The 25,405-nt window shown below is 73.5% G+C and carries 20 protein-coding genes; 11 read left to right on the forward strand and 9 right to left on the reverse strand.

The features are described 5' to 3' along the window. Nucleotides 1–113 precede the first annotated feature (113 nt). Entirely contained in the window at nucleotides 114–3,272 is a 3,159-nt protein-coding gene (locus AC07A6_RS30295) for a D-alanyl-D-alanine carboxypeptidase family protein (RefSeq protein ID WP_478779265.1), read from the reverse strand. Between the two features lie 185 nt (nucleotides 3,273–3,457). Between AC07A6_RS30295 and AC07A6_RS30300 the strand changes: the two genes are divergently transcribed. From AC07A6_RS30300 to AC07A6_RS30310, 3 genes are all read left to right on the forward strand, one after another. Further along, the gene (locus AC07A6_RS30300; protein WP_362466159.1) at nucleotides 3,458–4,207 is read left to right on the forward strand and encodes a GOLPH3/VPS74 family protein; all 750 of its coding nucleotides are present in this window, start codon (nucleotides 3,458–3,460) and stop codon (nucleotides 4,205–4,207) included. A 300-nt stretch (nucleotides 4,208–4,507) separates the two neighbouring features. Beyond that, nucleotides 4,508–5,392, forward strand: coding sequence for a helix-turn-helix domain-containing protein (locus AC07A6_RS30305; protein WP_362466162.1), 885 nt, complete (start codon nucleotides 4,508–4,510; stop codon nucleotides 5,390–5,392). Nucleotides 5,393–5,584: 192 nt separating this feature from the next. Beyond that, nucleotides 5,585–5,797, forward strand: coding sequence for a DUF397 domain-containing protein (locus AC07A6_RS30310; RefSeq protein WP_125817612.1), 213 nt, complete (start codon nucleotides 5,585–5,587; stop codon nucleotides 5,795–5,797). A gap of 154 nt (nucleotides 5,798–5,951) precedes the next feature. Here the strand turns inward: AC07A6_RS30310 and AC07A6_RS30315 are convergent, their stop codons facing one another. Further along, nucleotides 5,952–6,806, reverse strand: coding sequence for a hypothetical protein (locus tag AC07A6_RS30315; RefSeq protein ID WP_362466165.1), 855 nt, complete (start codon nucleotides 6,804–6,806; stop codon nucleotides 5,952–5,954). A gap of 127 nt (nucleotides 6,807–6,933) precedes the next feature. On the opposite strand from AC07A6_RS30315, the gene AC07A6_RS30320 reads away from it, so the two are divergent. Next, entirely contained in the window at nucleotides 6,934–8,154 is a 1,221-nt protein-coding gene (locus AC07A6_RS30320; RefSeq protein WP_478779266.1) for an aminotransferase-like domain-containing protein, read from the forward strand. Here the strand turns inward: AC07A6_RS30320 and AC07A6_RS30325 are convergent. Continuing rightward, on the reverse strand, nucleotides 8,151–9,917 hold the full coding sequence (locus AC07A6_RS30325; protein ID WP_478779267.1) for an AMP-dependent synthetase/ligase: 1,767 nt from the start codon (nucleotides 9,915–9,917) through the stop codon (nucleotides 8,151–8,153). The two genes, AC07A6_RS30320 and AC07A6_RS30325, sit on opposite strands and share 4 nt — an antisense overlap. A 117-nt stretch (nucleotides 9,918–10,034) precedes the next feature. Here AC07A6_RS30325 and AC07A6_RS30330 point away from each other — a divergent pair, with 117 nt between their 5' ends. The 3 genes from AC07A6_RS30330 (at nucleotide 10,035) to AC07A6_RS30340 (ending at nucleotide 13,128) form a co-directional block, all read left to right on the forward strand. Next, nucleotides 10,035–11,045 (forward strand): AraC family transcriptional regulator, encoded by a 1,011-nt coding sequence (locus tag AC07A6_RS30330; RefSeq protein ID WP_478779268.1) that lies wholly within the window; start codon nucleotides 10,035–10,037, stop codon nucleotides 11,043–11,045. Between the two features lie 122 nt (nucleotides 11,046–11,167). After that, nucleotides 11,168–11,824, forward strand: a complete 657-nt coding sequence (locus tag AC07A6_RS30335) for a hypothetical protein (protein WP_478779269.1) — start codon at nucleotides 11,168–11,170, stop codon at nucleotides 11,822–11,824. A gap of 140 nt (nucleotides 11,825–11,964) precedes the next feature. Then, nucleotides 11,965–13,128, forward strand: a complete 1,164-nt coding sequence (locus AC07A6_RS30340; RefSeq protein ID WP_478779270.1) for a lipase family protein — start codon at nucleotides 11,965–11,967, stop codon at nucleotides 13,126–13,128. Between the two features lie 41 nt (nucleotides 13,129–13,169). On the opposite strand, the gene AC07A6_RS30345 is transcribed toward AC07A6_RS30340, so the two are convergent. The 3 genes from AC07A6_RS30345 to AC07A6_RS30355 form a co-directional block, all read right to left on the reverse strand. Continuing rightward, complete coding sequence (locus AC07A6_RS30345; RefSeq protein WP_478779271.1) at nucleotides 13,170–14,759, reverse strand: alpha/beta hydrolase; 1,590 nt, start codon at nucleotides 14,757–14,759, stop codon at nucleotides 13,170–13,172. A 103-nt stretch (nucleotides 14,760–14,862) separates the two neighbouring features. Further along, complete coding sequence (locus AC07A6_RS30350; RefSeq protein WP_478779272.1) at nucleotides 14,863–16,746, reverse strand: AMP-dependent synthetase/ligase; 1,884 nt, start codon at nucleotides 16,744–16,746, stop codon at nucleotides 14,863–14,865. A 141-nt stretch (nucleotides 16,747–16,887) separates the two neighbouring features. Next, entirely contained in the window at nucleotides 16,888–17,799 is a 912-nt protein-coding gene (locus AC07A6_RS30355; protein WP_478779273.1) for an Eco29kI family restriction endonuclease, read from the reverse strand. A gap of 118 nt (nucleotides 17,800–17,917) precedes the next feature. Here AC07A6_RS30355 and AC07A6_RS30360 point away from each other — a divergent pair, with 118 nt between their 5' ends. Both AC07A6_RS30360 and AC07A6_RS30365 read left to right on the forward strand, forming a co-directional pair. After that, nucleotides 17,918–18,118, forward strand: coding sequence for a hypothetical protein (locus AC07A6_RS30360; protein WP_478779274.1), 201 nt, complete (start codon nucleotides 17,918–17,920; stop codon nucleotides 18,116–18,118). Between the two features lie 83 nt (nucleotides 18,119–18,201). Continuing rightward, entirely contained in the window at nucleotides 18,202–18,957 is a 756-nt protein-coding gene (locus tag AC07A6_RS30365) for an LppU/SCO3897 family protein (RefSeq protein ID WP_478779275.1), read from the forward strand. Here the strand turns inward: AC07A6_RS30365 and AC07A6_RS30370 are convergent. After that, nucleotides 18,942–19,073, reverse strand: a complete 132-nt coding sequence (locus AC07A6_RS30370) for a hypothetical protein (RefSeq protein WP_478779276.1) — start codon at nucleotides 19,071–19,073, stop codon at nucleotides 18,942–18,944. The two genes, AC07A6_RS30365 and AC07A6_RS30370, sit on opposite strands and share 16 nt — an antisense overlap. Before the next feature lie 178 nt (nucleotides 19,074–19,251). On the opposite strand from AC07A6_RS30370, the gene AC07A6_RS30375 reads away from it, so the two are divergent. Beyond that, entirely contained in the window at nucleotides 19,252–22,308 is a 3,057-nt protein-coding gene (locus tag AC07A6_RS30375; protein ID WP_478779277.1) for a HEAT repeat domain-containing protein, read from the forward strand. Here AC07A6_RS30375 and AC07A6_RS30380 read toward each other — a convergent pair. Continuing rightward, entirely contained in the window at nucleotides 22,286–23,050 is a 765-nt protein-coding gene (locus AC07A6_RS30380; RefSeq protein WP_478779278.1) for a hypothetical protein, read from the reverse strand. The two genes, AC07A6_RS30375 and AC07A6_RS30380, sit on opposite strands and share 23 nt — an antisense overlap. A gap of 167 nt (nucleotides 23,051–23,217) precedes the next feature. Here AC07A6_RS30380 and AC07A6_RS30385 point away from each other — a divergent pair, with 167 nt between their 5' ends. After that, the gene (locus AC07A6_RS30385; protein ID WP_478779279.1) at nucleotides 23,218–23,646 is read left to right on the forward strand and encodes a hypothetical protein; all 429 of its coding nucleotides are present in this window, start codon (nucleotides 23,218–23,220) and stop codon (nucleotides 23,644–23,646) included. A 13-nt stretch (nucleotides 23,647–23,659) separates the two neighbouring features. Here the strand turns inward: AC07A6_RS30385 and AC07A6_RS30390 are convergent, their stop codons facing one another. Continuing rightward, complete coding sequence (locus AC07A6_RS30390) at nucleotides 23,660–25,270, reverse strand: DUF4153 domain-containing protein (RefSeq protein WP_478779280.1); 1,611 nt, start codon at nucleotides 25,268–25,270, stop codon at nucleotides 23,660–23,662. Nucleotides 25,271–25,405 lie beyond the last annotated feature (135 nt).

The raw sequence follows: 25,405 nt of genomic DNA on the forward strand, positions 1-25,405 counted from the left end.
CCCCCCCCCCCCCCCCCCCCCCCCCCCCCCCCCCCCCCCCCCCCCCCCCCCCCCCCCCCCCCCCCCCCCCCCCCCCCCCCCCCCCCCCCCCCCGCCGGCCGGCCGGTCGGCCGTCAGCCGATCCGGGTCAGCTTGCTGCCGAAGCCCGGGGCCTCCAGCGCGCTCTGGAGCGCCACCGGCACCTTGACCTGGCTGGCGCCGTCGCCGACGGTCAGCACGCCGACCTGGGTGCCGGCCTTCGCCGACTCGGGGATCGCGGTGCCGCCGTCGCCGAGCTTGATGTCCACGGTCAGCGAGGACCAGCCGACGGCCTGGACGTCGGCGGTGGCGACGACCGGCGTGTGCCCGCCGAGCCCGTCGTCCACGTAGCCCACGACCTGGCCCTTCTTCACGACGGGCGCGCCCTGGACCTCCTTCTGCGTGGCGATCAGCAGGGAGCGGCTCTGCGCGATGACGGTGTCGATGATCGGCGGCTTGTGCTGGCCGAGGACCGCGCCGACGAGCAGCTGGTTGGTGTCGCCGACCTTCTTCTGCGCCGCGAAGAGGAGGTTTCCGCCGGCCTTAGTCGTCGTACCGGTCTTGATGCCGAGGGAGTCGTTGAACGGGACCAGGCGGTTCCAGTTCTGCCAGACCTTGCCGGTCTGGTCGGTCCAGGCGGGCATGCGGGTGATGTCCACCAGCGCCGGGATCTCGACGATCTTCAGGCCCAGCTTCACCTGGTCCTCGGCGGTGGAGACCGTGGTGGCGTCCAGGCCCGAGGGGTCGGTGTAGGTGGTGTTGGTCATGCCGAGTTCCTTGGCGGTGTCGTTCATCTTCTTGACGAACGCCTCCTGGGAACCGGAGTCCCAGCGCGCGAGGAGCCGGGCGATGTTGTTGGCCGACGGGATCATCAGGGCGGCGATCGCGTCGTACTCGGAGATCTTCTCGCCCTCCTTGACCGTGTTGAGGGTGGACTCGTTGTCCGACTTGTCCTTCTGGCCCTCGGTCTCGGCGGTCTTGTCGACGTCGATCATCGCGCCCTTCTCACCCTTCTTGAAGGGGTGGTCGCGCATGATGATGTACGCCGTCATCGACTTCGTGACGCTCGCGATCGGCACCGGCTTCTGCTCGCCGGAGCTGCCGATGGTGCCGAGGCCGGCGGCGGCCATGGAGGCCTGGCCCTCGGTCGGCCAGGGCAGGTTCGGCGCCCCGCCGGGGAAGGTGTACGTGGCCTTCGCGGTCAGCTTGAGCTTCGGTGCGGGCAGCGGGCGCACCAGCTGCACGACGCCGAGCACGATGACCAGGAGCAGCACGAGCGGCGCGTAGATCTTGACCCGCCGGACCGCGTTCCGCATCGGGGTGGGCGGCGGGGGCGGGTTGTTGGTGAGGTCCGCCAGCATGTCGAGCGGCGGCCGGGGCGGCAGCGGCTGCTGGGTGGTCCGCTCGCTGGGGTCCAGGCTCGGCCGGGCCGGGGCCGGGGCCGGCGGGGCCGGCTTGACCGGGGGCTTGGCGGCGGGCTCGCCCTCGCCGCGCAGCGGTACGAAGGTGCTGACGCGGCGGTCGCTCTCGCCACTGCCTGCGGCGCGGGGGGCGGGGGAGGGCTTCCCGGGCGCGCCGGTGCCCGCGGCGCCGGGCCGGTCCGTGCCGGGCTTGGTGGTGCCGGGCTTGGCGTCGCCGGGGCGGGCCGTGCCGGTGCCTGCGGCGCCGGGCTTCGTGGTGCCGGGCTTGGCGTCGCCGGGGCGGGCCGTGCCGGGCTTCGGGGCGTCGGCCTTGGCTGCGCCGGACTCGGCGGAGCCGGGCTTCGGGGCACGGGGGTCCTGGGAGGGCTTCCCGGGCTTCTCCGCGTCCTGCTTCACCACTCCGAACGCGGTGGTCCGGACGTCGGCGGCGGGCTTGCCGGCCGGCTTCTCCTTCTTCTCCGCGCCGGGAGAAGCGGAACCCGGCTTCACGGCGCGGAAGACGGCCGTGCGCTCGCTGTCGGAGTCCTCCGGGGGCGTGGTCGGCTTCTTGGCGTCCGCCGAACCGGCACCGGGCTTGACGGTGCGGAAGACGGCGGTGCGCTCGCTGTCGGCGGCGGGCTTCGCGGCGTCCGCCGACGGCTTCTCCGGCGCAGAACCGGAACCCGGCTTCACCGCACGGAAGACGGCCGTGCGCTCGCTGTCGGCCTCAGCCGTACGCGGGTCCCGCGCGGGCTTGTCCGCTTCCGGAGCCGGGTCGGTCTTCACTACCCCGAAGGCGGTCTTGCGCACGTCACCGGACGGCTTCTCATCGCTCTCCGCGTCCGGCTTCTTGGCGTCCGCGGAAGCGGAACCCGGCTTCACGGTACGGAAGACGGCGGTGCGCTCGCTGTCGGCGGCAGCCGTACGCGGATCCCGGGCGGGCTTCTCCCCCTCCGGAGCGGGGTCGGCCTTCACGGCACCAAACGCGGTGGTGCGCACGTCGGCGGACGGCTTCGCGGCGGGCTTCTCCGCATCCCCGCCGGACTTCGCCGAAGCGGAACCCGGCTTCTGGTCGGTCTTCACGACGCCGAACGCGGTCGTACGCACGTCCCCGGACGGCTTCGCGGCAGGCTTCTCCGCATCCCCATCGGACCCCGCCGAAGCGGAACCCGGCTTCTCCGCCTCCGGGGCGGGGCCGGTCTTCACGACACCGAACGCGGTGGTGCGCACGTCGGCGGACGGCTTCGCGGCGGGCTTCTCGGAGTCCGCCGAAGCGGAACCCGGCTTCTCGTCCGGCTCCGCCGAAGGCTCGTCCGCGTCAGCCGAAGCAGAGCCCGGCTTCACCACACCGAACGCGGTGGTACGCACGTCCCCGGACGGCTTCGCAGCCGGCTTCTCAGCGTCCGCCGAAGCGGAACCCGGCTTCACGTCCGGCTCCGCCGAAGGCTCGTCCGCGTCAGCCGAAGCAGAACCCGGCTTCACGACACCGAACGCGGTGGTGCGCACGTCCCCGGACGGCTTCGCAGCCGGCTTCTCGGCGTCCGCCGAAGCAGAACCCGGCTTCTCATCCGGCTCCGCCGAAGCGGAACCCGGCTTCTCGCCGTCCCGCGGAGCGGACTGGCGGACCACGCCCGCCACCGGGGTCTTCGGGTCCACCCGACCGGGGGACGGGCGTGACGGGGCGGACCCGGACTCCGCGTCCGCGTCCTCCGCCCGCTCACCCGGCTCCTCCGCCGCGACCCACGCCGCCACGGCCTCCTTCAGCGGGTCTCGCGGCTGGAAGACCGACAGCCTCGGGTCCTGCTCCCCGGACGCTCCTTCATCTACCGACTTGTCGGGGGACTCGCCCGCCACCGTTCCTCCTCGATCGCTGTCCGGTCACTGTCCGAACCGTCTAACAGTGTCCCGTCTAGGGGGCATCGCCCAACCGCTAGACGAGAACGACATAGCTACTGGTTCCCGCACAAAGCGAACAGGCACTCTCGACAGATGAATGTGAGAGGCGTCACCCTGTCACTCATCCACGCGGGGAGGCATGGATGGGCAGGAGCCGCAGAACAATTCCGGAGGAGCTTCTGCTGCTCGCTTTGGACCCGGCCACGGGTACCACGGCGCAGCCGCAGTCGCTCGACCTCGGCCTGGCCGGGGCACAGCTAGTGGAGCTGGCTCTGGCAGGACGGATAGCCCCTGACGGGGATCGTATCGCCGTGGTGATGCCACGGCCGACAGGAGATCCGACTCTGGACTCCGCACTGGAACTGCTGCGCAGGCGCGGCAGCCCGGTACGGGCCGTCCACTGGATCGGCGGACCCCGGCTGGGGCTCCGCCAGATTTACCTCGCGCACCTGGAGCGCTGCGGCATGGTGCATGCCGTCGCGGGACAGATGTGCGGGGTGCTGCCGACGACTCGCTACCAGGCGACCGACACGGCGATCAGCCGGGAGATCCGTGCCCGGCTCGACAATGCGATCCGCACCGGCGTACCGCCGGACCCGCGGACCGCGGCGCTCGCCGCGCTGGCCCACGCGGTCGGTCTCGGCAAGCACCTGTACCCCGGCAACGAGGGGCGGTCGTCCAGGTCCCGGCTGCGGGACCTGATCCGGCACGACCCGATGGGCGGTCTCGTCGCGCACGCCGTGATGGACGTCCAGAACGGCGTGGCCGCACAGCCGCGCCGTGACCGCGCCGCACAGCAGCAGCCCCAGCCGGCCGTCCGGGCCACGGCGACCGGCGGTGTTCCGCTGCAGCCGCGCCGGACGGGTGCGATGGCCCGCGCGGCCGCGCACTGAGCAGCACGCAGCACCTGGCACCCGCACGGCCCGCCACACCCCTTGACCCACCGGCGGGGCACGATCCACGGAACCACCGATCCACAGATCCACAGATCCATCGACACCGCGGCCGGAGGTCCCCCAAGACCCGGCCCCGGAGCCGCCCGCGCGCGGGGTGGCGAGGCCGACGAGACGGCTTCGCCACCCCGCGTGCCGCTTTCCCGCGTTCCCCAGCGCCGTCGCACCCTTCGGTGGCAGTCTGCTGAACACCAGACACTCAGCGAGACAGCGACAGAAGAAGGCGGAGGTGCCGTCCACGTGGCGTCCAATGTCAATCCCACCGTCCGACGCCGCCGACTGGGCATGGAGCTGCGCAAGCTCCGCGAGGACAAGGGCATGACGGCCGAGCAGGTCGCCGAGCGCCTCCTCGTCTCCCAGTCCAAGATCAGCCGTCTGGAGAACGGCCGCCGGTCCATCAGCCAGCGCGACGTCCGCGACCTGTGCGAGGTGTACGAGGTCGAGGACCCCCGGCTCGTCGACTCCCTCATGCAGATGGCCAAGGACTCCCGGCAGCAGGGCTGGTGGCACGCCTTCGGCGAGATCCCGTACAGCGTCTACATCGGCCTGGAGACCGACGCGGCCAGCCTGCGCACCTACGAGCCCCAGATGGTGCCCGGCCTGCTCCAGACGCCCGAGTACGCCCAGGCGCTGATCCGCGGCGCGCTGCCCGAGACGGCGCCCGCCGATGTGGAGAAGCGCGTCCAGGTGCGCATGCACCGCCAGAAACGGTTGTCCGAGACGGAGAACAACAACCCGGACGTCGGGCCGCTGCGCCTGTGGGCGGTGATCGACGAGGCGGCGCTGCGCCGGCACGTGGGCGACCCGCAGTTGATGGTCCGGCAGCTGGAGTACTTGATAGAGCAGTCGCAGCAGCCGTACATCACCGTGCAGGTGATGCCCTTCACGATGGGCGCCCATCCGGGAATGAACGGGCAGTACGCAATTCTGGAATTCCCGGACGCCTCGGACTCGACGGTCGTCTACATCGAGGGCGTCACGAGCGACCTGTACCTGGAGAAGGCCAACGACGTCCAGAAATACAGCGTGATGTACGAGCACCTGCGCGCCCAGGCCCTCAACGTGGACCAGACCCGGCAGTTCATCGCCGGGATCATCGAGCAGCACGCGGGCAAGGCGGACTGAACGCCAGGTGGCGAGGGGGCCAGCACGGTACACCGTCGGTCCCCGGCCACAGAAGGCCTGAATGGAATATGCCACCCGGTCGAGTGAATGCCCCCTTCGGCCATCGGGAGCTGCCGGTAGCGTCGATCACGTCGGCCGGGGATATCCCCGGCCGGCACGCAACCGGAACTACTCGCTGAACCGGAGAAGAACATGGCTATTCGTCAGGGCGGCACGGAAAACTGGACCAAGTCCTCCTACTCCGGCGGGAACGGGGCCTGCGTCGAGGTCAAGTCCCCCGTCACGCAGGCCATCGCCGTCCGTGACTCGAAGGTGCAGGACGGTCCGTCCCTCACCTTCGCGCCGGGCTCCTGGACGTCCTTCGTCACCGGTGTGGTCGAGGGCGGACTGGGGCACCTCGCCTGAACCGTCCGAACCCCCCACACAGCAGAACCCCGTACGGAGCCCTCTCGACCGGCCCGCCGTCCTGGCCGAGGGGGCTCGGCCATGTCCGCATCCGGCCGCGACCGCCGGCCGACGCCTGCTGCCGCCTCCCGCCGGCCGCCGCGACCGCCGGCCGTCAGCGCAGCTGGTCCACGTACCGGTCGGTGCCCGGCACCGTCGGGACGAACGGCGCGACCAGCTCCACCCTCCCCAGCCCCGACTCCGCGACCTCCGCGTCCAGCCCCTGGAAGCGGTCCCAGCAGGTGCGCGGGTCGGCCTCCAGGAACCACAGCAGCGTGAGCCGGGTGTCGACCCCCTCGACCTGCTTGACGTAGGTCATCCGGTCGCCGGGCAGCGGGGTCGGCCGGAAGACGGTGACCATCGCCGCCGGCGAGCCGTGCAGCCGGCGCGGCAGCGCCCTGGAGCGCAGCCACTCCAGCAGCTCCGCCCGCCGCCCGGGCCCGTCGGTGTCGACGACCTGGAGGACCAGCCCGGCGTAGGGGTGGTCGAGGGCGTGGTGGTCCCGGGGGCCGGCGGCCCCGTCGCGGTAGACCGTGGCCTCGTGGTCCTGGAAGGCCGTGAAGACGTGCGTGCGGTCCTGGTAGACCCGGCCGTCGCGGTTGAGGCGCTTGTTGATGCCGACGGTCCACTTCATGTGCTCGTCGTAGCGGCCCTCGGTGACCCAGTACGTCGAGATGTAGCAGCCCGCCGTGACGGGCTGGGCGACCGCCGACTTCTCGGGGTAGCGCAGCTCCTGGAGCTCGCGGGTGGCCACCCAGCGCCGGCCGGCGTACATCCAGGGCATGGCCATGGCCCCGGCGTAGTAGTGGTCGTCCTCGTACCAGCGGTTGTACGCGTACTCGTGGCCCGGGTGCGGCTCCACCATGGTGATCAGGGCGTGGCCGGGGCGGACCCCGTACGGGCCGACGGCCGCGAGCTCCGCGTAGTCGCCGGCCCGGGTGTCTTCTCGTTCCCGCTCGTCTCTCGTCATGGCCCCGGTGTATCTGATGTCCCGTCAGTTGTGGAGGGGGCGTGCGGTGTTCAGTCCGCGGAAAGGTAGGTGCCCTCTACAGCTTTCCCCGTTAGGCTGCGGCCACCCGCCACCGAAGGAGCCGCCCATGCCCCCGAGCACCGCCTCCAGCCCCGCCGCCGCGGCCGCCTCCGCCCCGCCCTCCTTCGCCGCGCGGGCGCGCGCCGTGGGCGGCTCACCCGTCCGGGAGATCCTCGCGCTCACCGAACGCCCCGGGGTGATCTCCTTCGCCGGCGGCCTGCCCGCGCCCGAGCTCTTCGACACCGAGGGCCTGCGCACGGCGTACGACACCGTCCTGACCGGCGCCGGCGCCGCGCGGGCCCTCCAGTACTCCACCACCGAGGGCGCCCCCGAACTGCGCTCGGCCGTCGCCGCCCGGGCCGCCGCGCGGGGCCTGGCCACCTCGGCGGGCGACGTCCTGGTCACCACCGGCTCGCAGCAGGGGCTCACCCTCCTCGCCGCCACCCTCCTGGAACCGGGCGACACGGTGCTCGTCGAGAACCCCACCTACCTGGCGGCCCTCCAGTGCTTCGCCCTGGCCGGGGCCCGCGTCATACCCGTGCCCTGCGACGGGCAGGGCCTGCTGCCCGACGCCCTCGCCGAGATCACCGCCCGGGAACGGCCGAAGCTGCTCTACACGATCCCCACCTTCCAGAACCCGACCGGCCGCACCCTGCCCGGGGACCGCCGGGCCGAGGTGGCCCGGACCGCCGCGCGGCTCGGGCTGTGGCTGGTGGAGGACGACCCGTACGGCGACCTCCGCTACGAGGGCGCCCACGAGCCCTGGATCGCCGCCCACCCGGGCGCCGAGGACCGCACCGCCCTGCTCGGCAGCTTCTCGAAGGTGATGGCCCCGGGGCTGCGCCTGGGCTGGCTGCGCGCCCCCGCCGCCCTGCTCCGCGCGGCGGTCGTCGCCAAGCAGGCGGCGGACCTGCACACCTCGACGGTGGACCAGCTGGCCGCCGCCCACTACCTCGGCGCCCGGGACCTCGACGCCCACGTCGCGCGGGTCCGGGACGCCTACCGGGCCCGCCGCGACGCCCTCCTCGCGGGACTCGGGGCGGCGCTCCCGGCGGGCTCGGAGTGGAACCGCCCCGAGGGCGGCATGTTCATCTGGGCCCGCCTCCCCGAGGGCCGCGACGCGGGGGCCCTGCTGAAGTCCGCCGTCGCGCACGACGTGGCGTACGTGCCCGGGGCGCCGTTCTTCACGGGCACCCCGGATCCGCGCACGCTGCGGCTGTCCTTCACCACGCACACCCCGCAGGAGATCACCGAGGGCCTGGACCGGCTGCGGCTCGCCCTGGCCTAGCGTGACGGGGCGTACAGCTCCTCGATCTCGGCCGCGTAGCGGCGGGCGACCTCCGCGCGGCGCAGCTTCAGCGTCGGTGTGAGGGTGCCGGCGCCGACCGACAGCTCCTCGTCCAGGACGCGGAAGGCGCGGATGCGGGCCGGGCGGGAGACGGTGGCGTTGGCGGCGGCGACGGCCTCCGCCACCAGCTCCCGCACCGCCGGGTGCGCGGCCGGCGCCGGGCCGAGGTCGAGGGACTCGCGGGCGGCCCAGGCGGCGACCTCCTCGGCGTCCAGGGTGACCAGGGCCACCGGGTGGGGCCGGCGGTCGCCTATCAGGACCGCGCGCGAGACGAGCCGGGAGGCGGCCTGCACGGCGAACTCCACCTCGGTCGGGGTGATGTTCTTGCCGGCCGAGGTGATGATCAGCTCCTTCTTGCGGCCGGTGAGGGACAGGAAGCCGTCGGCGTCCAGTTCGCCCAGGTCCCCGGTGCGCAGCCAGCCCTCCGGGTCCAAGGTGTCGGCCGTCGCGTCCGGGTTCGCGTGGTAGCCCGGGAAGACCATCGGGCCCCGGGCGAGCACCTCGCCCTCCGGGGCGATCCGCACCTCGCAGCCCGCCACCGGCCGGCCCACCGTGCCGTACCGGACGGCGCCCGGGTGGTTGAGGCTGATCACCCCGGCCGACTCGGTCATCCCGTAGCCCTCGAAGACCCGGATCCCGCAGGCGCGGAGGAAGTCGAGGGTGGCGGGGGCGATCGGGGCGCCGCCGGTCAGGGCCCACCGGAGCCGGCCCCCGAAGGCGGCCCGGACCAGGGCGTAGAGGGAGTCCTCGGCCGCCTCCCACGCCGGGCGCAGCTCCGCCGGGAGGGCCCCGTCGGCGGCGAGCACACCGAGGCGGACGGCCTCCTCGAAGCGTTCCCGGCCGCCGTCCCGGCCCTCCGCCAGCCCCAGCACCACCGCGTGGACCTTCTCGAACAGCCGGGGCACCGAGGGCAGGTGGGTCGGCCGGGCCTCGGCGAGTTCGGCCACCACGTCCTCGATCCGGCCCCCGAAGTAGCACAGCTCCCCGCCCTCCAGCAGGGTGGTGAACTGGATCAGCTGCGCCAGCAGGTGCGCCAGCGGCAGGTACAGGTACGTCGAGTCTCCGGGCCCGCCCTGGACGAGCGGGAGGGTGGCGTCCTGGACGGCCCCGAGGTTGCCGTGGGTGAGCCGGCAGCCCTTGGGCAGGCCCGTGGTGCCGGAGGTGTAGACGATCGCGGCGTCCGCCCCGGGGGTCACGGCGGCGGCCCGCGCGGCCAGCCGGGCGTCCGTGGCATCCGTGCCGCCCGTGCCGCCCGTGGCGTCCGACGGGACTCCGGGCCGGTCCATGCGCACGACCGCCCGCAGCGCCGGCAGCTTGGGCCGCAGCGCCTCCACCCGGGCGGCCTGGGCGGCGTCCTCGCAGACGGCCACCACCGCCTCGGAGTCGGACAGCACCCAGGCCAGCTCCTCCTCCCCCGCCGTCGGGTACGCGGGCACCAGGACCGCGCCCGCCGCCAGGATCCCGAAGTGGGTGTACGTCCACTCGGGCCGGGTCTCCGCGAGCACCGCCACCCGCTCCCCGGCCCCGACGCCCAGCCCGAGCAGGGTGCGCCCGGCCTCGCGGACGGAGGCGCCGAGTTCGGCGTACGTACGGGTCTCCCAGCCGTCGCGGCCCGGCGTGCGGAAGCGGAGCGCCGTGGCGTCCCCGTACCGCTCCTCGGTCCACTGTGTGAACACCGCCAGCGTGCTCGGACGACCGTCCATCGCTTGCCCTCCCGGGATAGGTGACCCCCGATGGTGGGCACGCCGGGACCCGGTCCGGCATGACCGGAAGCGTCACCCCCGCTGACCGCAGCGCTCATTGGGGCTACCTTCGAAGCCATGGGGAGGCGGACGGTCACCGTGCACCACGTGCGGGCCGTGCTCGCGGGGGCGCGGCGCGCCGGCCTGGACCTGGTGCCGCTGCTCCAGGAGGCGCAGATCCCGCCGCTGCTGCTCGGCGACGACCGGGCGCGGGTCACGCCCGCGCAGTTCGCGCGGCTCTTCCGGGCCCTGTACCGGACCACCCAGGACGAGTTCCTCGGGCTGTCGGCCGTGCCGAGCCGGCCGGGGACCTTCGCGATGATGTGCCACGCCTGTCTGGGCTGCCGGGACCTGGGCGCGGCCGTGGAGCGGGCGGCGGCGTTCTACGGGCTGTTCCCGGGCGGGCCGGAGCTGGCCCTGGAAACCGGGGGCGGGCAGGCCCGGTTCACCGTGCGCAACGACTTCGACGGGGACGAGGAGCGGTTCCTGACGGAGTGCGTCCTCGCGATCTGGCACCGGCTGTGCAGCTGGCTCGTCGGGCGCCGGATCCCCCTGGTCCACGCCGCCTTCGCCTATCCCCCGCCGCCGCACCGGGACGAGTACGACGCCCTCTTCGACTGTCCGGTGCGCTTCGGGGCCGGGCGGACGGAGGCCGTGTTCGACGCGGGCTGGCTGACCGCGCCGCTGCTGCGGGACGAGGCCGCGCTCGACGCGATGCTGCGCCGGGCCCCCTTCGACCTGCTGTCGCGCCCCGAGTACGGGACGACGGTCGCCGAGCAGGTCCGCCGGACCCTGACGCGGCGGCTGCGCGGCTCGCCGCGGCTGCCCGAGCTGGGCGAGGTGGCGGCGCGGCTGGCGGTGTCCCCGGCGACGCTGCGGCGCCGGCTGCGGCAGGAGGGGACCTCCTTCCAGCAGCTCAAGGACGACGTGCGGCGGGACGCGGCGATCGCGGGCCTGGCCGAGGGCGGTGAGCCGATCGCGGAACTCGCCGCCCGGCTGGGCTTCTCGGAGGACACCGCCTTCCACCGCGCGTTCCGCCGCTGGACGGGGACGACACCGGGCGCGTACCGGATCGCCTCCGGCGGGTAGGGGAGAGCGCCGGGGCGCGCGAGCCCGGGGGCACGGGGGTGCGGGAGCGCCGGGGCGCGTGGGTGCGGGCCGCACGGATACCCGGTGGCCCCGCGGCCGCGCCGCCCGGTACAACGGCCTCCATGGGTACCTGGACCGATGCGTTCCTCGCCCCCGCCGAGCCCGGCCTCCTCGTCCCGCGCGGGGACTTCGAGCGGCTGCTGCTCGACCTGGGGCGCGAGCGGGTTGTGGTGATGCCGTGGGTGCTGCTGGCCGGCCGGCTGTGCGTGAACGCCTCGCTCAACTGGGGCAGCGTCAGCGGGAGGGCCCGATGGGACCGGACGCTGGGGGTGGGGACGGCGCTCCGCACGGAAGAGCCCTTCCCGGAGGACGTCGACGACGATCCGCCGCCCTGGGGCGACTCCCACGAGGAGGCCCGGATACTGGTGCGCGGCGACGGGATCCTCGGCCTGCTCGCGGCGCTGCGCGAAGCCCCGTACGGGGTGGAGGACATCGCCGTCGTCTTCGACGGCGTGGACTTCGGCCACCGGGGCATCGCCGACTGGTTCTGGTGGGAGGACCACCGCACCACGCTGGTCTGCTACGCCCTGGCGCACGCCCAGGAGCGGCCGCTGTCAGCCGAGTTCCACGGAACGCCTGGCGGGCGCGTGCACGCGGTGCGTACCTGCCTGGTCCACACCTACAAGATCGTCTCCGGTTCGGGCCCGGTCCCCGCCATCGCCGCGGTCGCCGGACGCCATTTCGGCCCGGGCCTGGTCCACGGCCGGACTCGGGGCTGAGCGGCAGCGTGACGGCGCGGCGGGGCGGGGGTGGGTGGCGGGGTCAGGAAAGGTGAGCTTTCCGGTCAGCGACATGCCGACCGGTCGGTCACTACCTTCGCCTCACCTGCCCCCACCCCCACGCCCGTCGGGAGTTCCCCATGCGTCTGCGCAGCAGCACCGCCCTGGCCGTCACGGCCGCCCTGACCGCCCTGGCGTTCTCCGTCCCCGCCCCCGCCACCGCCGAGGAGGCCGCGGCCGACGGGGGCCGCCCCGGCGACGTCGTCAGCAGCGCCCCCTCCGCCTTCCACCCGCTGCCCGGCCAGCCGACCGGCACCAGGGCCTGGAAGGTGCACTACCGCTCGACCACCGCCGACGGCGCCCCGAACGTGGTGTCGGGCACCGTCATCGTCCCGCAGGACGGCCGCACCGGCCCGCGCCCGCTGATCACGTACGCCGTCGGGACGGTGGGGCTGGGCGACTCCTGTGCCCCGAGCGCGAACCTCCCGAACGGCACCGCCATGGAGGCCAACCTCATCCAGCAGTACACCCAGCGCGGCTGGGCCGTCGTCGTCACCGACTACGAGGGCCTCGGCACCCCCGGCGTCCACACCTACACGGTGGGCCCCTCGGCCGGCCACGCCATGCTCGACGCCGCGCGCGCCGCGATCCGGCTGCCCGGGACGGGGCTGGACGCCGACACCCCGGTCGGCATCATGGGCTACTCGCAGGGCGGGCAGGCCAGCAGCTGGGCCGCCGAACTGCAGGGCTCGTACGCCCCCGAGCTGAAGGTGAAGGGGACGGCGACCGGCGGTGTCCCGGCCGACCTGATGAAGGTGGCCGCCTTCAACAACGGTTCCTACGGCTCCGGCCTGATCTTCATGGCGGCGGCCGGCCAGGACGCGGCCTTCCCCGAGCTGAAGCTCGACTCGTACCTCAACCCGGCGGGCCGGGCGCTGGTGGCCGGGATGAAGGAGAACTGCGTGGCGGTCGACGCCGTCGCCGGCTCCTTCAAGCGGATCTCCGACCTGACCACCCGCGACCCGCTCGCGCAGCCCGACTGGCAGGCCCGCCTGGACCAGAGCCGGCTGGGCCGGACCGCCCCGGCCGCGCCCGTGCTCCAGTACCACGCGCTCGGCGACGAGCTGATCCCGTACGCGGTGGGGCGGCAGCTGCGGTCGGAGTGGTGCGCGCGGGGCGCGGACGTCCAGTTCGACACGATCGTGCTCGGTGAGCACGTCAGCGGGGTCATCACGCACTCCCTGGCGGTCGGGAACTGGCTGGCGGACCGCTTCGCCGGCCGCGCCACCCGCCCCGACTGCTGATCCTCGCCCCGCCGGCCGCCCCGCCGGCCCGCCCCGCCGGGTCACTCCCCGGCGGGGCAGGAGCGCGTCCCGCCCGGCAGCTTCCCCGCGATCAGGAACGCGTCGACGTAGCCGCGTACGCAGGCGGAGGCGGCGTAGCCGGTGTGTCCGTCGCCCTTGTGGTCGATGACCACCGCCGAGCCAAGCCGGCGGGCCGTCTCCTCGGTCCACTCGTACGGGGTCGCCGGGTCGCCGCGCGTGCCGACGAGGAGCATCCGGGGCGCGCCGGGGTGGTCGATGCGGCGGATGAAGTCGGTGCCGGCGGGGCGGCCGTAGCAGGAGAGCACGGTCATCAGCTGGCCCGGCCCGAAGACGGGGGAGGTCCGGTGGAACTCGTCCCGCAGGTCGCGGATCTCCTGCTCGATGGCCTCCGGGCTGGCCTTGTCGTTGCTCCGGTCGGGGTCGTCGGCGCAGTTGACGGCGGTGAGGGCAGCCGCGGCGTTGTCGTCGGGGATCTTGGTCGGGCCGTCGGTGGGCGGTGATTCGTCCGGGCCGCCGAGCTCCATCAGGGGGACCGGGTCGCGGTCGCGTTCCACGCGGGCGAGGGCCTCGGCGAGGTCGGGCCACAGGCTCCTGGAGTACAGGGCGGCGCCGATGGCCCCCACCACGTCCTGGCCGGTGAAGTGGGAGCCGTCGTCCCCGACCAGGGGGTGCTCGTCGAGCCGTTCGACGAGGGCCTCCACCTTCTCGCGGGCGGTACGGGTGTTGGTGCCGTAGACGCAGTCGTACTGGTGGGCGCACCAGCCGAGGAAGTTCTCCAGGGCACGCTGCTGGCCGCGTGCGGAGACGAGGGCCTGCTCGGTGAGCGGTTCGGTGAGGGTGTCGACCCCGTCGAGGACCATCCGGCCGGTCCGCCCGGGGAACTGGGCGGCGTAGACGGCGCCGAGCCGGGTGCCGTAGGAGAAGCCGAGGTAGTTGAGCTTCCTGTCGCCGAGGGCCTCGCGGATGCGGTCCATGTCGCGGGAGACGTTGACGGTGCCGATGTACGGGAGCACGGGCCCTGAGTGCAGGGCGCACCGCTCGGCGACGGCGCGGAGGGCGGCCAGCTGGGAGGCGGCGTCGCCGGGCACCTCGTCGCCGGTCTCCTGGGAGCCGCCGCAGGAGACGGGGGTGCTGAGGCCGACGCCGCGGGGGTCGAAGGCGACGAGGTCGTAGCGCTCGCCGAGCTTCGCGAAGGGCTTGGGGTCGGCGGCGAGGGAGGCGATCCCGGGGCCGCCGGGGCCGCCGTAGTTCAGCAGCAGGGAGCCGAGGGGGCGCCGGCCGGGGGCGGTGGCGGGGATGCGGGCCACGGCTATCCGGGTGGTGCCCTTGGCCGGGTCGGCGTAGTCGAGGGGGACGGTCACCTCCGCGCACCGCATCCCCGCGGGCACGCGTTCGAGGGGGCAGTCCCCCCAGCGTATGGGCGCACCGGTCGCCGTCGGCGTGACCGCGGGGGCGGCGGGGGCGGCCGGGGCGGCCGGGGCGGCGGTGAGGGAGGCGGCCAGCACCACCGCGGAGGCCGCGCAGGCCGTTGCGGTGGCCGTACGCAGGCACGGACGCAGACGGGGACGGAGAAGCGGACGGGGACGCGGACGGGGACGGGGACGGGGCATGCGCCCTCCTCGGGTCGCCCCCCCGGACCGGTCGGCCCAGCTCACCATAAGCGGGCCCCGCCGCCCCCGCCCCTCGGGCCGGCCGCCCGGGACCGCGTACGCCTCAGGCGGTGCGGGGCGCCCGGTACAGCGCGTCGATCTCGCTCTCGTAGTCCCGGGCGATGGCGCCGCGCTTCAGCTTCAGCGAGGGGGTCAGGTGGCCGCGCGCCTCGGAGAACTCCCCCGGCAGGACGGTGAAGCGGCGGATGGACTCGGCGCGCGACACCAGCTTGTTCGCCTCGTCCACCGCCCGCTGGAGCTCGGCCAGCAGCTCCGGGTCGGTGACCAGCTCGCGGATCGGCACGCCCTGCTTCTTGTGCATCTGCCGCCAGTGCGCGAGCCCGTCCGGCTCCAGGGTGACGAGGGCCGCGATGTAGGGGCGGTTGTCGCCGATCACCAGGCACTGGCCGACCAGGGGGTGGGCGCGCAGCCAGTCCTCCAGGGGCGCGGGGGCGACGTTCTTGCCGCCGGAGGTGATGATCAGGTCCTTCTTGCGGCCGGTGATGGTCAGGTACCCGTCGGCGTCGAGCTCGCCGATGTCCCCGGTGGCGAGCCACTCCCCCGGCTGGTGGGCGGAGACGTTCCAGTACCCGGCGAAGACGTGCCGGCCGCGCAGCAGCACCTCCCCGTCGTCGGCGATGCGCACCGCCGTCCCCGGCAGCGGCCAGCCGACGGTGCCGAGCCGGGGGCGCTGGGGCGGGGTGACGGTCGAGGCCGCCGTCGTCTCCGTCAGCCCGTAGCCCTCGAAGACGTCGATCCCCGCGCCGGTGTAGAAGGCCGCGAGGCGCCGCCCGAGGGGGGAGCCGCCGCTGAGGACGTAGCGGACCCTGCCGCCGAGGGCGGCCCGGATGCGGCGGTAGACGAGCGGGTCGTACAGGGCGCGGGCGGCGCGCAGTCCCATCCCGGGCGTCTTCCCCTCCACCACCTCCCCGTACCGCTGGGCGATGCGGGCGGCCCGGTCGAAGGAGGAGGCCCGGCCCATCTTCTCGGCGGTGGCGCGGGCGGTGTTGTAGACCTTCTCCAGGACGTAGGGGATGGCGAGCAGGAAGGTCGGCCGGAAGCCGGCGAGGTCGGCGAGCAGTTCCTCGGTGGCGATGCTCGGCGCGTGCCCCAGCTTGACCCGGGCGCGCAGGCAGCCGACGGCGACCATCCGTCCGAAGACGTGCGAGAGCGGCAGGAACAGCAGGGTGGAGGCGGGGTCCTTGCTGGCCGATCTGAACACCGGGTGCAGCAGCTCCACCGCGTTGTCGACCTCGGCGTGGAAGTTGCCGTGGGTCAGCACGCAGCCCTTCGGGGTGCCGGTGGTGCCGGAGGTGTAGACGAGCGTGGCGACGGACTCGGGCGTACGGGCGGCCCGGCGTGCGTGGACGATCGCGTCGGGCAGGTGCTCCCCGGCCTTGACGAGCCGGGCCAGCGCGCCCGTGTCGAACTCCCACAGGTGCGTGAGCCCGGGGAGGTTGGCGCGCTCGGCGCTGATCAGGCGGGCCTGGACGGTGTCCTCGACGGCGCAGGCCACGGCCCCGGAGTCGTGGATGATCCAGCGGGCCTGGTGGGCGGAGGAGGTCGGGTAGATGGGTACGGTCACCAGGCCCGCGGCCCATCCGGCGAAGTCGAGCAGGGTCCACTCGTAGGTGGTCCGGGCCATGATGGCGAGCCGGTCGCCCTCGGCGAGCCCTTCGGCGATCAGCCCCTTGGCGACGGCGAGCACCTCGCGCGCGAACTCGGCGGCGGAGACGTCGCGCCAGACGCCGTCCCGGTCCTTGCGGGCGAGCACGGCCTCCCGGGGGGCCTCGCGGGCGTTCTGGAACGGTATGTCCCCGAGGGACCCGCTGGCCGCCGGCCCGACGAGCGCCGGCACGTACACCTCGCGGACCACCCCGCCGACGGTCGTCTTGACGGGCTCGACGGGCTTCGGCTGGGCTGCGTCCACGGCGTTCTCCTCGCTCATCCCGCTGTTACCGCCGGTAATCTACGCACGCCCCCACCCCGGGGACCACCCCCCGTACACCATCTCCCCGCCGGCTCCACACCCCGTCGACGGGACCGCCCCGCGGCGCACACGCCTCTGCCGGACGGGGCTCTCCGCAGCTCAGGCCGCCCGGAGGTGCCGTCGGACGGCATCCCGAAGTTCGTCCGCAGGACGAGGATGGGGCGGCATCTCGTCGGCCCAGCCGCCCTTGTGCACCTCGTGCCAGGCGGGCCGGGCTGCGCCCCGGGCGCGTCCGGCACCTACGGGGTTGACGCCGAAGCCGTGCAGCACGACGTTCCACACGGGCAGCGCGTCATGGACCACCATCCTCTCCGCCATCGAGATGAACATGTCGTCCGTGAGGAGGTGACGGACACGGAAGTCCGCAGGATCCAGGTCCTGGCACTGTTCGAGCTTCCGGCGATGGTGACGGAGCCGTTTCCACAGCGCGAAGTCCCGCCCATCCGCTCCCGCGGAGTAAATGCGTCCTTCGCGGACCAGGGCCTTCCCCACGTACAGCGGTACGTCGCAGGCCTCCGACGAGACGGGCCGGTACAGCTCGTGGGGCCCCGCGTAGTAGAGGGCGTAGAGGCCGATCCCCTCGAAGCGCGGCAGCTCTTCCAAGGGCAACGGGTCCACCGTGCGCAGGGCCCAGGCCACGCTCTGGCTCAGGTTTTCCCGTCGCAAGGGGTTGAAGTGCCTGTCGGGCGGCTCCACCCCGCCGGCCGTCATGAACCACCGAGGCCCCGTGGGGGCAGGGGGCGGGGCATCGGCCACCGGCGTCCGGGCTTGCTCCAGCGCTGCCTCCCGGAGGTCGAGCAGCGGCCCCGGCTCGGCCCCGCAGGCGTGCGCGATGGCCCTCACCGTGCGGTCGGTCGGCACACCCTTGCCGAGCTTCGCGTTGAGCGCGTTGCTGACCGTGTTGACGGACACTCCAGCCTTCTTGGCCACCTGCGAGTTGCTCAAGTCGGCGGTCAGTACGGCCCTGCGCAACGCGCGCCCCAACTGCTCCAGCCGGTCCTGCTCGCCCAACGGACGCCCCCTTCCCCCTGGACACCCAATCTCACACATCGTCACACGAACTCGATGGAATTGGGTGGCGGGCGGTCCACGATGGTGACCGGACACGATCAGCTCGAAAGGCAACACGATGACCCCGCACACCGACGCCCTGGTGCTCGGCCTCCTGATCACCATCAACGTGCTGCTCGCAGCGCTCGCCGGCGTGAGCGCCGCGTGGCTCCGCGCGGCGGACGGAGCGACCCGGCCCGCAGCCGTGCTCCGCGGCGGAACGGCCTTCGCCGCCACGCTGACGATCGGTGCCGCCTTCCTGGCCGTCCTGTGGCGTTAGTCCCCTCCCCGGAACGCCTGCGTCAGCAAGTGCCGAACGGGCAGAATCCCGCACGGGCCCATCCCCCCACCTAGGAGCAGCCGGTGTCGCCGTCCCAGGAAATCGAGCTGACGCTCACCCCCGCACAGGCCGCCACGGGCGTCGTCATCCCCGTCACCCTGCCGACCGGCCCCCAGCGCCTGCGCATACCCCCGGCCCGCAACGGCGACCTCGTCCGGGCCCGCGTCGGCGACACCGAAGTCCTCCTCCGCATCCGCGTCTCGGGCCCGCCGCCGACCCCGCCCCCGACCGCGCCGCAGCCGACCCCTGCGGGCAAGAGCGGGGCGCTGGGCTGCCTGGTGGCGTTAGCGGTGGCGGCAGTGGTCATCGGCCTCGTCGTCGCCAACTCCGAAGACGCCTCGACCCCCACGGCGTCCGCGACCCCGACGGCCGGCTCGACGTACACCCCGTACACCCCGCCGACGTACAGCCCGCCCACGTACAGCCCGCCGACCTACACCCCGCCGACCTACACCCCGCCGACGTACGACCCCGCACCGGCCCCGCCCCCCACCACGGAGGCGGCCCCGAGCCCCTTCGACACGGGCACCTGCCTCAACGGCCAGCTCCCGGACTCCACCACCGCGCAGACGGTCCGCGGCGTGAAGGAGGTCTCCTGCTCGGCCGACGACGCGCACTACCGCGTCATCCAGCGCTTCCCCGGCACCCACGACATGAGCCGCTGCGACGCCAACCCCCGCACCGAGTACGGCTTCTCGTACCAGTACACCCTGAACGGCAGCGTCATCAACGAGTACGTCTACTGCCTGGTCGGCATCGGCTCCTACTCCCGCGCCTGACCTTTCCCGCCCACCCGCCGCCACACCCACACACCCACCCCGACGACAACGGCGGCAACCACCCCGCCGACCGCCTCCGGCACGGCGGCGAGCAGCAGTTCCAGCACAACGGACATACGGACCTCCTTCACCGGGGCCCCGGGACCGGGGCATGCCCAGACCATCGCCCGTTTGCACCCGGTCCCCAACGGGGCAGGGACACCCTGGGACGGCCGCGCATCAGCCAGGGCGGATTCCCGGTGCCTGGGTCAACTAGGGACCGTCCGGGACGTCCCAGGGACGAGAAGGGGGAACATGCGGTCCGACACGGAGGCGTGGCAGAGGTACGGCGACTTCCTGCGCGCCCAAGCCGATGCGGTTGACATGGGTCCGCGCGACATCGAAGACGCCTTCAGACGGGCCCTGCGGGAACAGGAACAGGACACTCCCGGGCGCGGCATGCCCGAGTACCCCGTGAGCGAGATGGCGTACTCGAAGTCCCACATCGACCGTCTCTTCAACGCACAGGCACGACCCAAGCCAGCCGAGGCGTTCACGGTCCGGTTCATCTACATCACCAGCACGGCCGCCCGCCTCACCAGGCAGGAATACGAGCGCCGCCGCGACGACGGCCTGGCGCTGCTCCGAGCCGCCCTGAACCCGACGCCGCTGCCGGCGCAGAGGACCGCCGATGGGGAAGAAGTCGCCACGCTGCGCCGAGAGCGGGACCTCTTGCTCGCACAGCGGGATCTCGCCCGCGTCCAGCTCGAACTCGCCGATGCCGCCGGCACCGAGGCCCGTCTGCGCAACGCCCTTCGCGACGCCGAGTACCTGCTCCTGACGTTGTTCCAGATCACCAGCGCGCTGCGCGAGATCATCTCTGGCAACGACATGCGTGAGATCCGGGCGCTCCACAGCTCCGACTCTCAGGAACTCACCCGGGTACGCGACGAGACCCGCCAGGCACTGACCTACAAGTCCGCGGCACAGCAGGAAGCGGACCGCGCCGTCGCCCGCAAGCTCACCCTGGAGCAGCTCTGGGACCGGGCCCGCGCCGACCTCCAGCGCCTCGCCCAGCACCCCGACGTCTCGGAGCTCACCTTCACCCACCCCCACCCCGGCAGCCCGCTCAGGCCGATCCCGGCTGGTGACCTGTTCACCCAGCACGCCCTGGACGACATCGCCGCCGCCCTCTCGAAAGCCCATGAGGTCAACACCCGTGAGGAGCAGGAGGTTCAGCGGCTACAGCGCACCTTCGCCGAGGAGGAAGGCTTCCTCGAGCCAGACGGCGAACTGGCGGTGCTGCTGGCAACGACCCGCCTGACCGGCCCCGACACCCGTCGTTCGGTCATCTCCACGCTCGCCGCCGACTGGCGCCACAGCGAGGCCGCCCGGGAGGCTGTCATCCGCCTCGCCTCTGACCCGGACGCAATCGTTCGGCAATATGCGGCGAATGGGTTGGCGGACGGCTGGGCGGGTGACCCCGCAGCGCAAGAGGCACTGCTGCGCTTGGCAGACGACCTGGACGCCCGTGTCCGTAAATTCGTCCCCCACGCGCTGGGCCGCGGCTGGAGCGGTGACCACCACGCCCTGGACACCGCCATGCGGCTGGCCAACGACCTGAGCCTCGATGTCCGCGAAGAAGCCGCGCACGCTCTCGCACAGGCCTGGCCCGGCGACCCTGCCGCCCAGAAGACCCTCCTGCGGCTGGCACACGACCGGGAGCCAGATGTCCGCGAAGCGGTGGCATCCGCCCTCGCCAAGGGCTGGCCGGGCGATCCCGCGGCACGGGACGCCGTCGTCGGGCTCACGGGCACCAAGAACTCGGACGTACGCCGCTGGACCGCCGGTGTGCTGGCCGATGGCTGGGGCGGTGATCCCGACGCCCTGAAGGCCGTACTGGAGCTGAGCCGCGACGCAAATGGAGATGTCCGCAGATCCGCGGCCAGCGCCCTGTCGGCAGGCTGGCCAGGAGACCAGGAGGCCCGAGAGGCACTGCTACGGCTGGCCGACGACGCGAACTCCGACGTCCGCGAGGATGCCGTCGATGCTCTCGCACGCGGGTGGAGCGGCGATCACGGCGTCCGGAACATCACCCTTCGGCTTGCCTCAGACCCGGATCCAGACATCCGCAGGAACGTCGCGGGCTGGCTGGCGGAGGCGTGGCCCAGTGACTCCGAAGGCCGGAGCGTCGTTCTGAAGCTCGCTCAGGACAAGAACGCGAACGTCCGTGCATTCACGGCCCGCACGCTCGGAAAGGGCTGGGCGCATGACCTGGAGGTCCGTGATGCGGCGATCCGACTCACGGAGGACAGGGACGCGAACGTCCGCTACTACGCGGTCGATGCCCTGCCTGCAGGGTGGGCGGGAGACCCTGCAGCCCTGGAAGCCACGCTGCGGCTGAGTTCCGAGGAATCCCCGTACACCCGCCAGGACACGGCCGTCGCGCTGGGAACTGGTTGGCCGGGAAACCCCACCGCGAGGGAAGAGCTGGTACGGCTGGCGGATGACCTCAACGCCCGTGTCCGCAGAACCGTCGTCCGTTCCCTCAGCCGCGGCTGGAAGGGCGACCGGAACGCGCGGGACGCCATCCTGCACCTGACAGACGACTCGAGCTCAGAGGTCCGAGACGAAGTAGTGACCGCACTCGCGGCGGGCTGGCCCGGCGACCTCAGCGCCCGCAACGCTGTTCTCCGGCTCGCGGATGACCTCGAAGCCGATGTTCGCGGCAGCGTGGCGGCGTCACTCGCGAAGGGGTGGCCGGGGGACGTCTCCGCGCGCAACACCGTCCTGCGGCTCACAGACGACACTGATCCGGATGCCCGCCGGCACGCCGTTCACGCCCTCGCCGCGGGCTGGACCGGAGATCAAGCAGGCCGCAATGCCGTCCTGCGCCTGGCCGACAACCCGGACGTCCGCCGCCACGTCGCAAAGGCGCTCGCCACGGGCTGGCCTGGCGACCCGGAAGTCTTGCGTTCCGTGCTACGGCTGGCCCGCGACCAGCATCCTGCGGTCCGGGAACAAGCCGCCGGTCCACTGGCGACGGGCTGGCCCGGCGATGCGGAGGCACGAGAAACCGTCCTCCTGCTCACGACTGATGCTGACATGTTCGTACGCCAGTCCGCGGGAAGCGCTCTCGCGAAAGGCTGGCCCGGCGATCCATCCGCCCTGGCAGCCGTCCTGCGGCTCGGCGAAGACCGGAACACCGACGTCCGCGAGGCGGCCGCCGGAGCGCTCGCGGCCGGATGGCCCGGCGATCCGGCGGCCGAGGAAGCCCTGCGGCGGCTCGCGGCCGACCCGGCGCCCGCCGTGCGGCGGGCCGTCGGGGAGGCCATCAAGGCGCGGGAGGCTACTGCCAGCGGTACGGCTTGACGCTCGGGTCGTAGGAGCAGGTGACCGTGGTGCCGTTCGTGGCGCGGGCCGTGCGGCCGCGGTCGGCGTTCGGGCAGAACTGGCCGTCCACCACCGGGTGGCCGTTGGAGGTGCAGGCGTAGCCGCTCTTGCCGTCCGGGCAGGTGGTCATGCCGCTGCCACCGGTGCTGCCGCCACCGCCCGTGCTGCCGCCGCCCGTCGGGGGCTTCGTCTTCGTCGGGGCCGGGGCCGGGGCCGGCGCCTGGGTGCGTTCGGGTTCCGGGGCCTTGGTGGTGGGGGCCGGGGGCGGGGTGTAGGCGGGGTCGTTCTTCTGGTCCAGGAAGCCGTGGTGGCTCACCGCGCAGTCCGCCGACTTCGCCGCGAGCTTGAGGGTGATGCCCGAGGCCTCCGGGACCGGCTCGCCGCGCCCGGGGCTGGTGGTGCAGACGTACCAGCCGTCGTGCTCCTGCGGGAGCACCACGTCGTTGTGCAGGGAGCCGGTGGTGATGCGCGACGCGGCGATGTTCAGGGCCGCGAGTTCCTCCCGGGCGCCCTTGACCGTGCGGCCGGCCAGTGCCGGCATGACCGGAGCCGGGGTGGCGGTCGGCGGGGCCGACGGGGAGGGCGAGGTGGGGGCCGACGAGGTGGCGGTGGCGGTGGCGGCCGCGTTGCCCTTCGGGTCGGCCGGTCCACCGCCCCCGCAGCCCGTGAGGGCCAGGACGCCGAGCACGGCAACGGGGGCGAGGCGACGGGAAATCCACACGGTGGGGATACTCCTCTTCCGGGGAAGGCGACAGACGAGTCCCCGGGCCGCGCTGCGGCAGGATGAGGGCGGGGCAGCCGACATCATGGCATGACCACGATCAATTTGCACGCATGAGTTACATGCGAGCGATCAGATTTGGACGGACGAGGCGAGGGCGGCGCGAAGTGAAGGTCACCACCAGCACCAACGGGGTCACCATCGAGGAGCTGCCCGGATACGAGGGCTGCCAGTTCGTGGTGGGATTCCCGTCGGGCGGCGCGAAGCCGAACGGGTTCTTCGTCCGCACCCCCCACGACGCCCCCGTCACCGCCACGTTCGTCCGCCGCCTCCCCCTCGACCGCCTCCTGAAGATCGCCTCCGAGACCCGGCTCGCGGAGGTCCGGGCGGGCGTCGCGCCGCAGGCCGAGGGGCGCCCGTACGGGGGCGGCGACGAACACGCCGCCCAGGTCGCCGAGGTCTACCACTGGGCGGTGGAGCACAACATCCCGCCCCGCAGCGCCATCGCCACCCGCTGGGCCCGCTCCGAGGCCACCGCCGGGCGGTGGATCGCCGAGGCCCGGCGGAAGGGGCTCCTGCCCCCGCACCAGGGGTGACCCCCGCGCCGCGCTACTCCACCCGGCTCGCGAACGCGCCCAGCCGGCTGCATTCCGCGACCGTCGCCGTCACCGGGCGCTCCCGCAGGATCTGCCGGGCGCGGTGTTCACCGAGGCTCGTCGCGTACCAGGGGGCGTCGGAGGCGCGGCGCAGGTCGGCCTCGATGCCCATCAGGGCGCAGGAGCGGCGGGGTTCGGGGAGGCGGTCCAGGTAGGGGGCGGCGTCCGAGGAGAGGTCGCGGAGGTAGGCGAGGTCGAGCTTGTTGTCCTGCTGGTAGCGGGTCACGTTGTACTCGGCGATGATCCCGTCCGGCGAGGCCAGCCCGAAGGCCAGGACCGCCGCCGCCGCGCTGCCGACCACCGCGCGGGCCAGCCAGCGCCCGCCCGCGACCCCGGCCGCCATCAGCAGCACGATGACCAGGCCCAGCCACAGTTCCATGGTGACCACCGACAGCCGCAGCCGCGTCAGGCCGTACGCGTCCACGTACAGGTCCATGCGGCGCACCGCCGACGCGACCACCACCAGGGTCAGCAGGCACAGCGTCCCCAGCACCGAGCGGACCAGCCGCCGGTCGCCGGCCCCGCCGCGCGGGGCCCAGCGCAGGGCGAACGCGATGACCGCGAGGACGAACACCGTCGCCCAGAGCAGCTGCCAGAAGCCCTGGCGCGCGTACTCGGCGTACGAGAGGCCCGTGCTCTCCAGCACCTTGTCGTAGCCGCCGAACAGCACTGCCAGCTGCACCGCGTTGAACCCGGCGAAGAGCAGGTTCAGCACGATCAGCGGCAGGCTCCACTCCACCCGCGAACGCGCCTTCCACTGGCGGGACTTGACCCGGTCCCAGCGGTGCGGGGCCGCGGCCGTGCGGGCGGCCGCGAGGGCCAGGACCGCGCCGAGCAGGAACAGCAGGATCCGGAACGGGCCCTCCCCGACGGAGACGTCGGGCAGCAGATCGCCGAGCAGGTCCGCGAAGGCCGCGTCGGCGGAGGCGAACAGGGCCCCGAAGACGAACAGCAGGACCGCCGCCACCAGCGCCGCCTTGACCACGGACAGCCAGCGGTCGCGCCCCGCCCCGCCGCCGCGCGACCGCAGCCCCGCCCAGGCCCAGCCGACGCCGGTGACCGCGCTGTCGAAGAAGCCGAGCGGGGCGAGCAGGACGCCGGGCCAGCTGCGGGTTCCGTGCAGGGCCAGCGCGGCCAGCAGTACGGCGGCGAGGATCGCCAGCGTGGAGGGCCAGGCGGAGTCCCGCAGCGCCGGAACGGCGAGCAGCGCCACGCAGCCGGCCGCCCACAGCAAGCTCCAGGGGCGGGCCTTGCGCCCGGCGGCGCGGGCGGCGGCGTACGCGGCCACCATGGCGGGCAGCACCGCGAGCAGCAGGCCGGGGCCCATGCCGTCGCCGAGGACGACGGCGGTGGTCAGGCCGGCGGCGAGCACGGCGACGAGGGTGGCGGTGTGGATCGGCGCGGCCTCGGCGGGCCGGATCCGGCGCCACATGGAGTTCGCGGCCCGCGCGGCGGCCTCCTCCCGGGCCTGCTGCTGGCGCAGCCGGAGCTGCCCCATCTGCCAGAGGTGCCAGGCGGCCGGATCGTGCCCGGGGAGCCCGGGGGCCGCCGGCGGAGGAGCCACCGGCGGAGGGGGCGGAGTCGGCGGAGTCGGCGGAGTAGGAGCCGGCGGCTGGGCGGGCCCGTCTTGTTTCGCCTGTTCCGGCTGGTCAGCGTGGCCGGCGTGCTCGGACATCGGGTCCCTCCCCTGTTGCGGAGC

It is taken from the genome of Streptomyces sp. NPDC044002, assembly GCF_056434525.1.

What these genes read in the sequence shown, in the direction of transcription:
- AC07A6_RS30340 (WP_478779270.1), top strand. Translation starts at nt 11,965, where the DNA reads ATGCGTCTGCGCAGCAGCACCGCCCTGGCCGTCACGGCCGCCCTGACC.
- AC07A6_RS30370 (WP_478779276.1), bottom strand. Translation starts at nt 19,073, where the DNA reads ATGTCCGTTGTGCTGGAACTGCTGCTCGCCGCCGTGCCGGAGGCGGTC.
- AC07A6_RS30320 (WP_478779266.1), top strand. Translation starts at nt 6,934, where the DNA reads ATGCCCCCGAGCACCGCCTCCAGCCCCGCCGCCGCGGCCGCCTCCGCC.
- AC07A6_RS30345 (WP_478779271.1), bottom strand. Translation starts at nt 14,759, where the DNA reads ATGCCCCGTCCCCGTCCCCGTCCGCGTCCCCGTCCGCTTCTCCGTCCC.
- AC07A6_RS30300 (WP_362466159.1), top strand. Translation starts at nt 3,458, where the DNA reads ATGGGCAGGAGCCGCAGAACAATTCCGGAGGAGCTTCTGCTGCTCGCT.
- AC07A6_RS30310 (WP_125817612.1), top strand. Translation starts at nt 5,585, where the DNA reads ATGGCTATTCGTCAGGGCGGCACGGAAAACTGGACCAAGTCCTCCTAC.
- AC07A6_RS30360 (WP_478779274.1), top strand. Translation starts at nt 17,918, where the DNA reads ATGACCCCGCACACCGACGCCCTGGTGCTCGGCCTCCTGATCACCATC.
- AC07A6_RS30335 (WP_478779269.1), top strand. Translation starts at nt 11,168, where the DNA reads ATGGGTACCTGGACCGATGCGTTCCTCGCCCCCGCCGAGCCCGGCCTC.
- AC07A6_RS30375 (WP_478779277.1), top strand. Translation starts at nt 19,252, where the DNA reads ATGCGGTCCGACACGGAGGCGTGGCAGAGGTACGGCGACTTCCTGCGC.
- AC07A6_RS30325 (WP_478779267.1), bottom strand. Translation starts at nt 9,917, where the DNA reads ATGGACGGTCGTCCGAGCACGCTGGCGGTGTTCACACAGTGGACCGAG.
- AC07A6_RS30315 (WP_362466165.1), bottom strand. Translation starts at nt 6,806, where the DNA reads ATGACGAGAGACGAGCGGGAACGAGAAGACACCCGGGCCGGCGACTAC.
- AC07A6_RS30350 (WP_478779272.1), bottom strand. Translation starts at nt 16,746, where the DNA reads ATGAGCGAGGAGAACGCCGTGGACGCAGCCCAGCCGAAGCCCGTCGAG.
- AC07A6_RS30330 (WP_478779268.1), top strand. Translation starts at nt 10,035, where the DNA reads ATGGGGAGGCGGACGGTCACCGTGCACCACGTGCGGGCCGTGCTCGCG.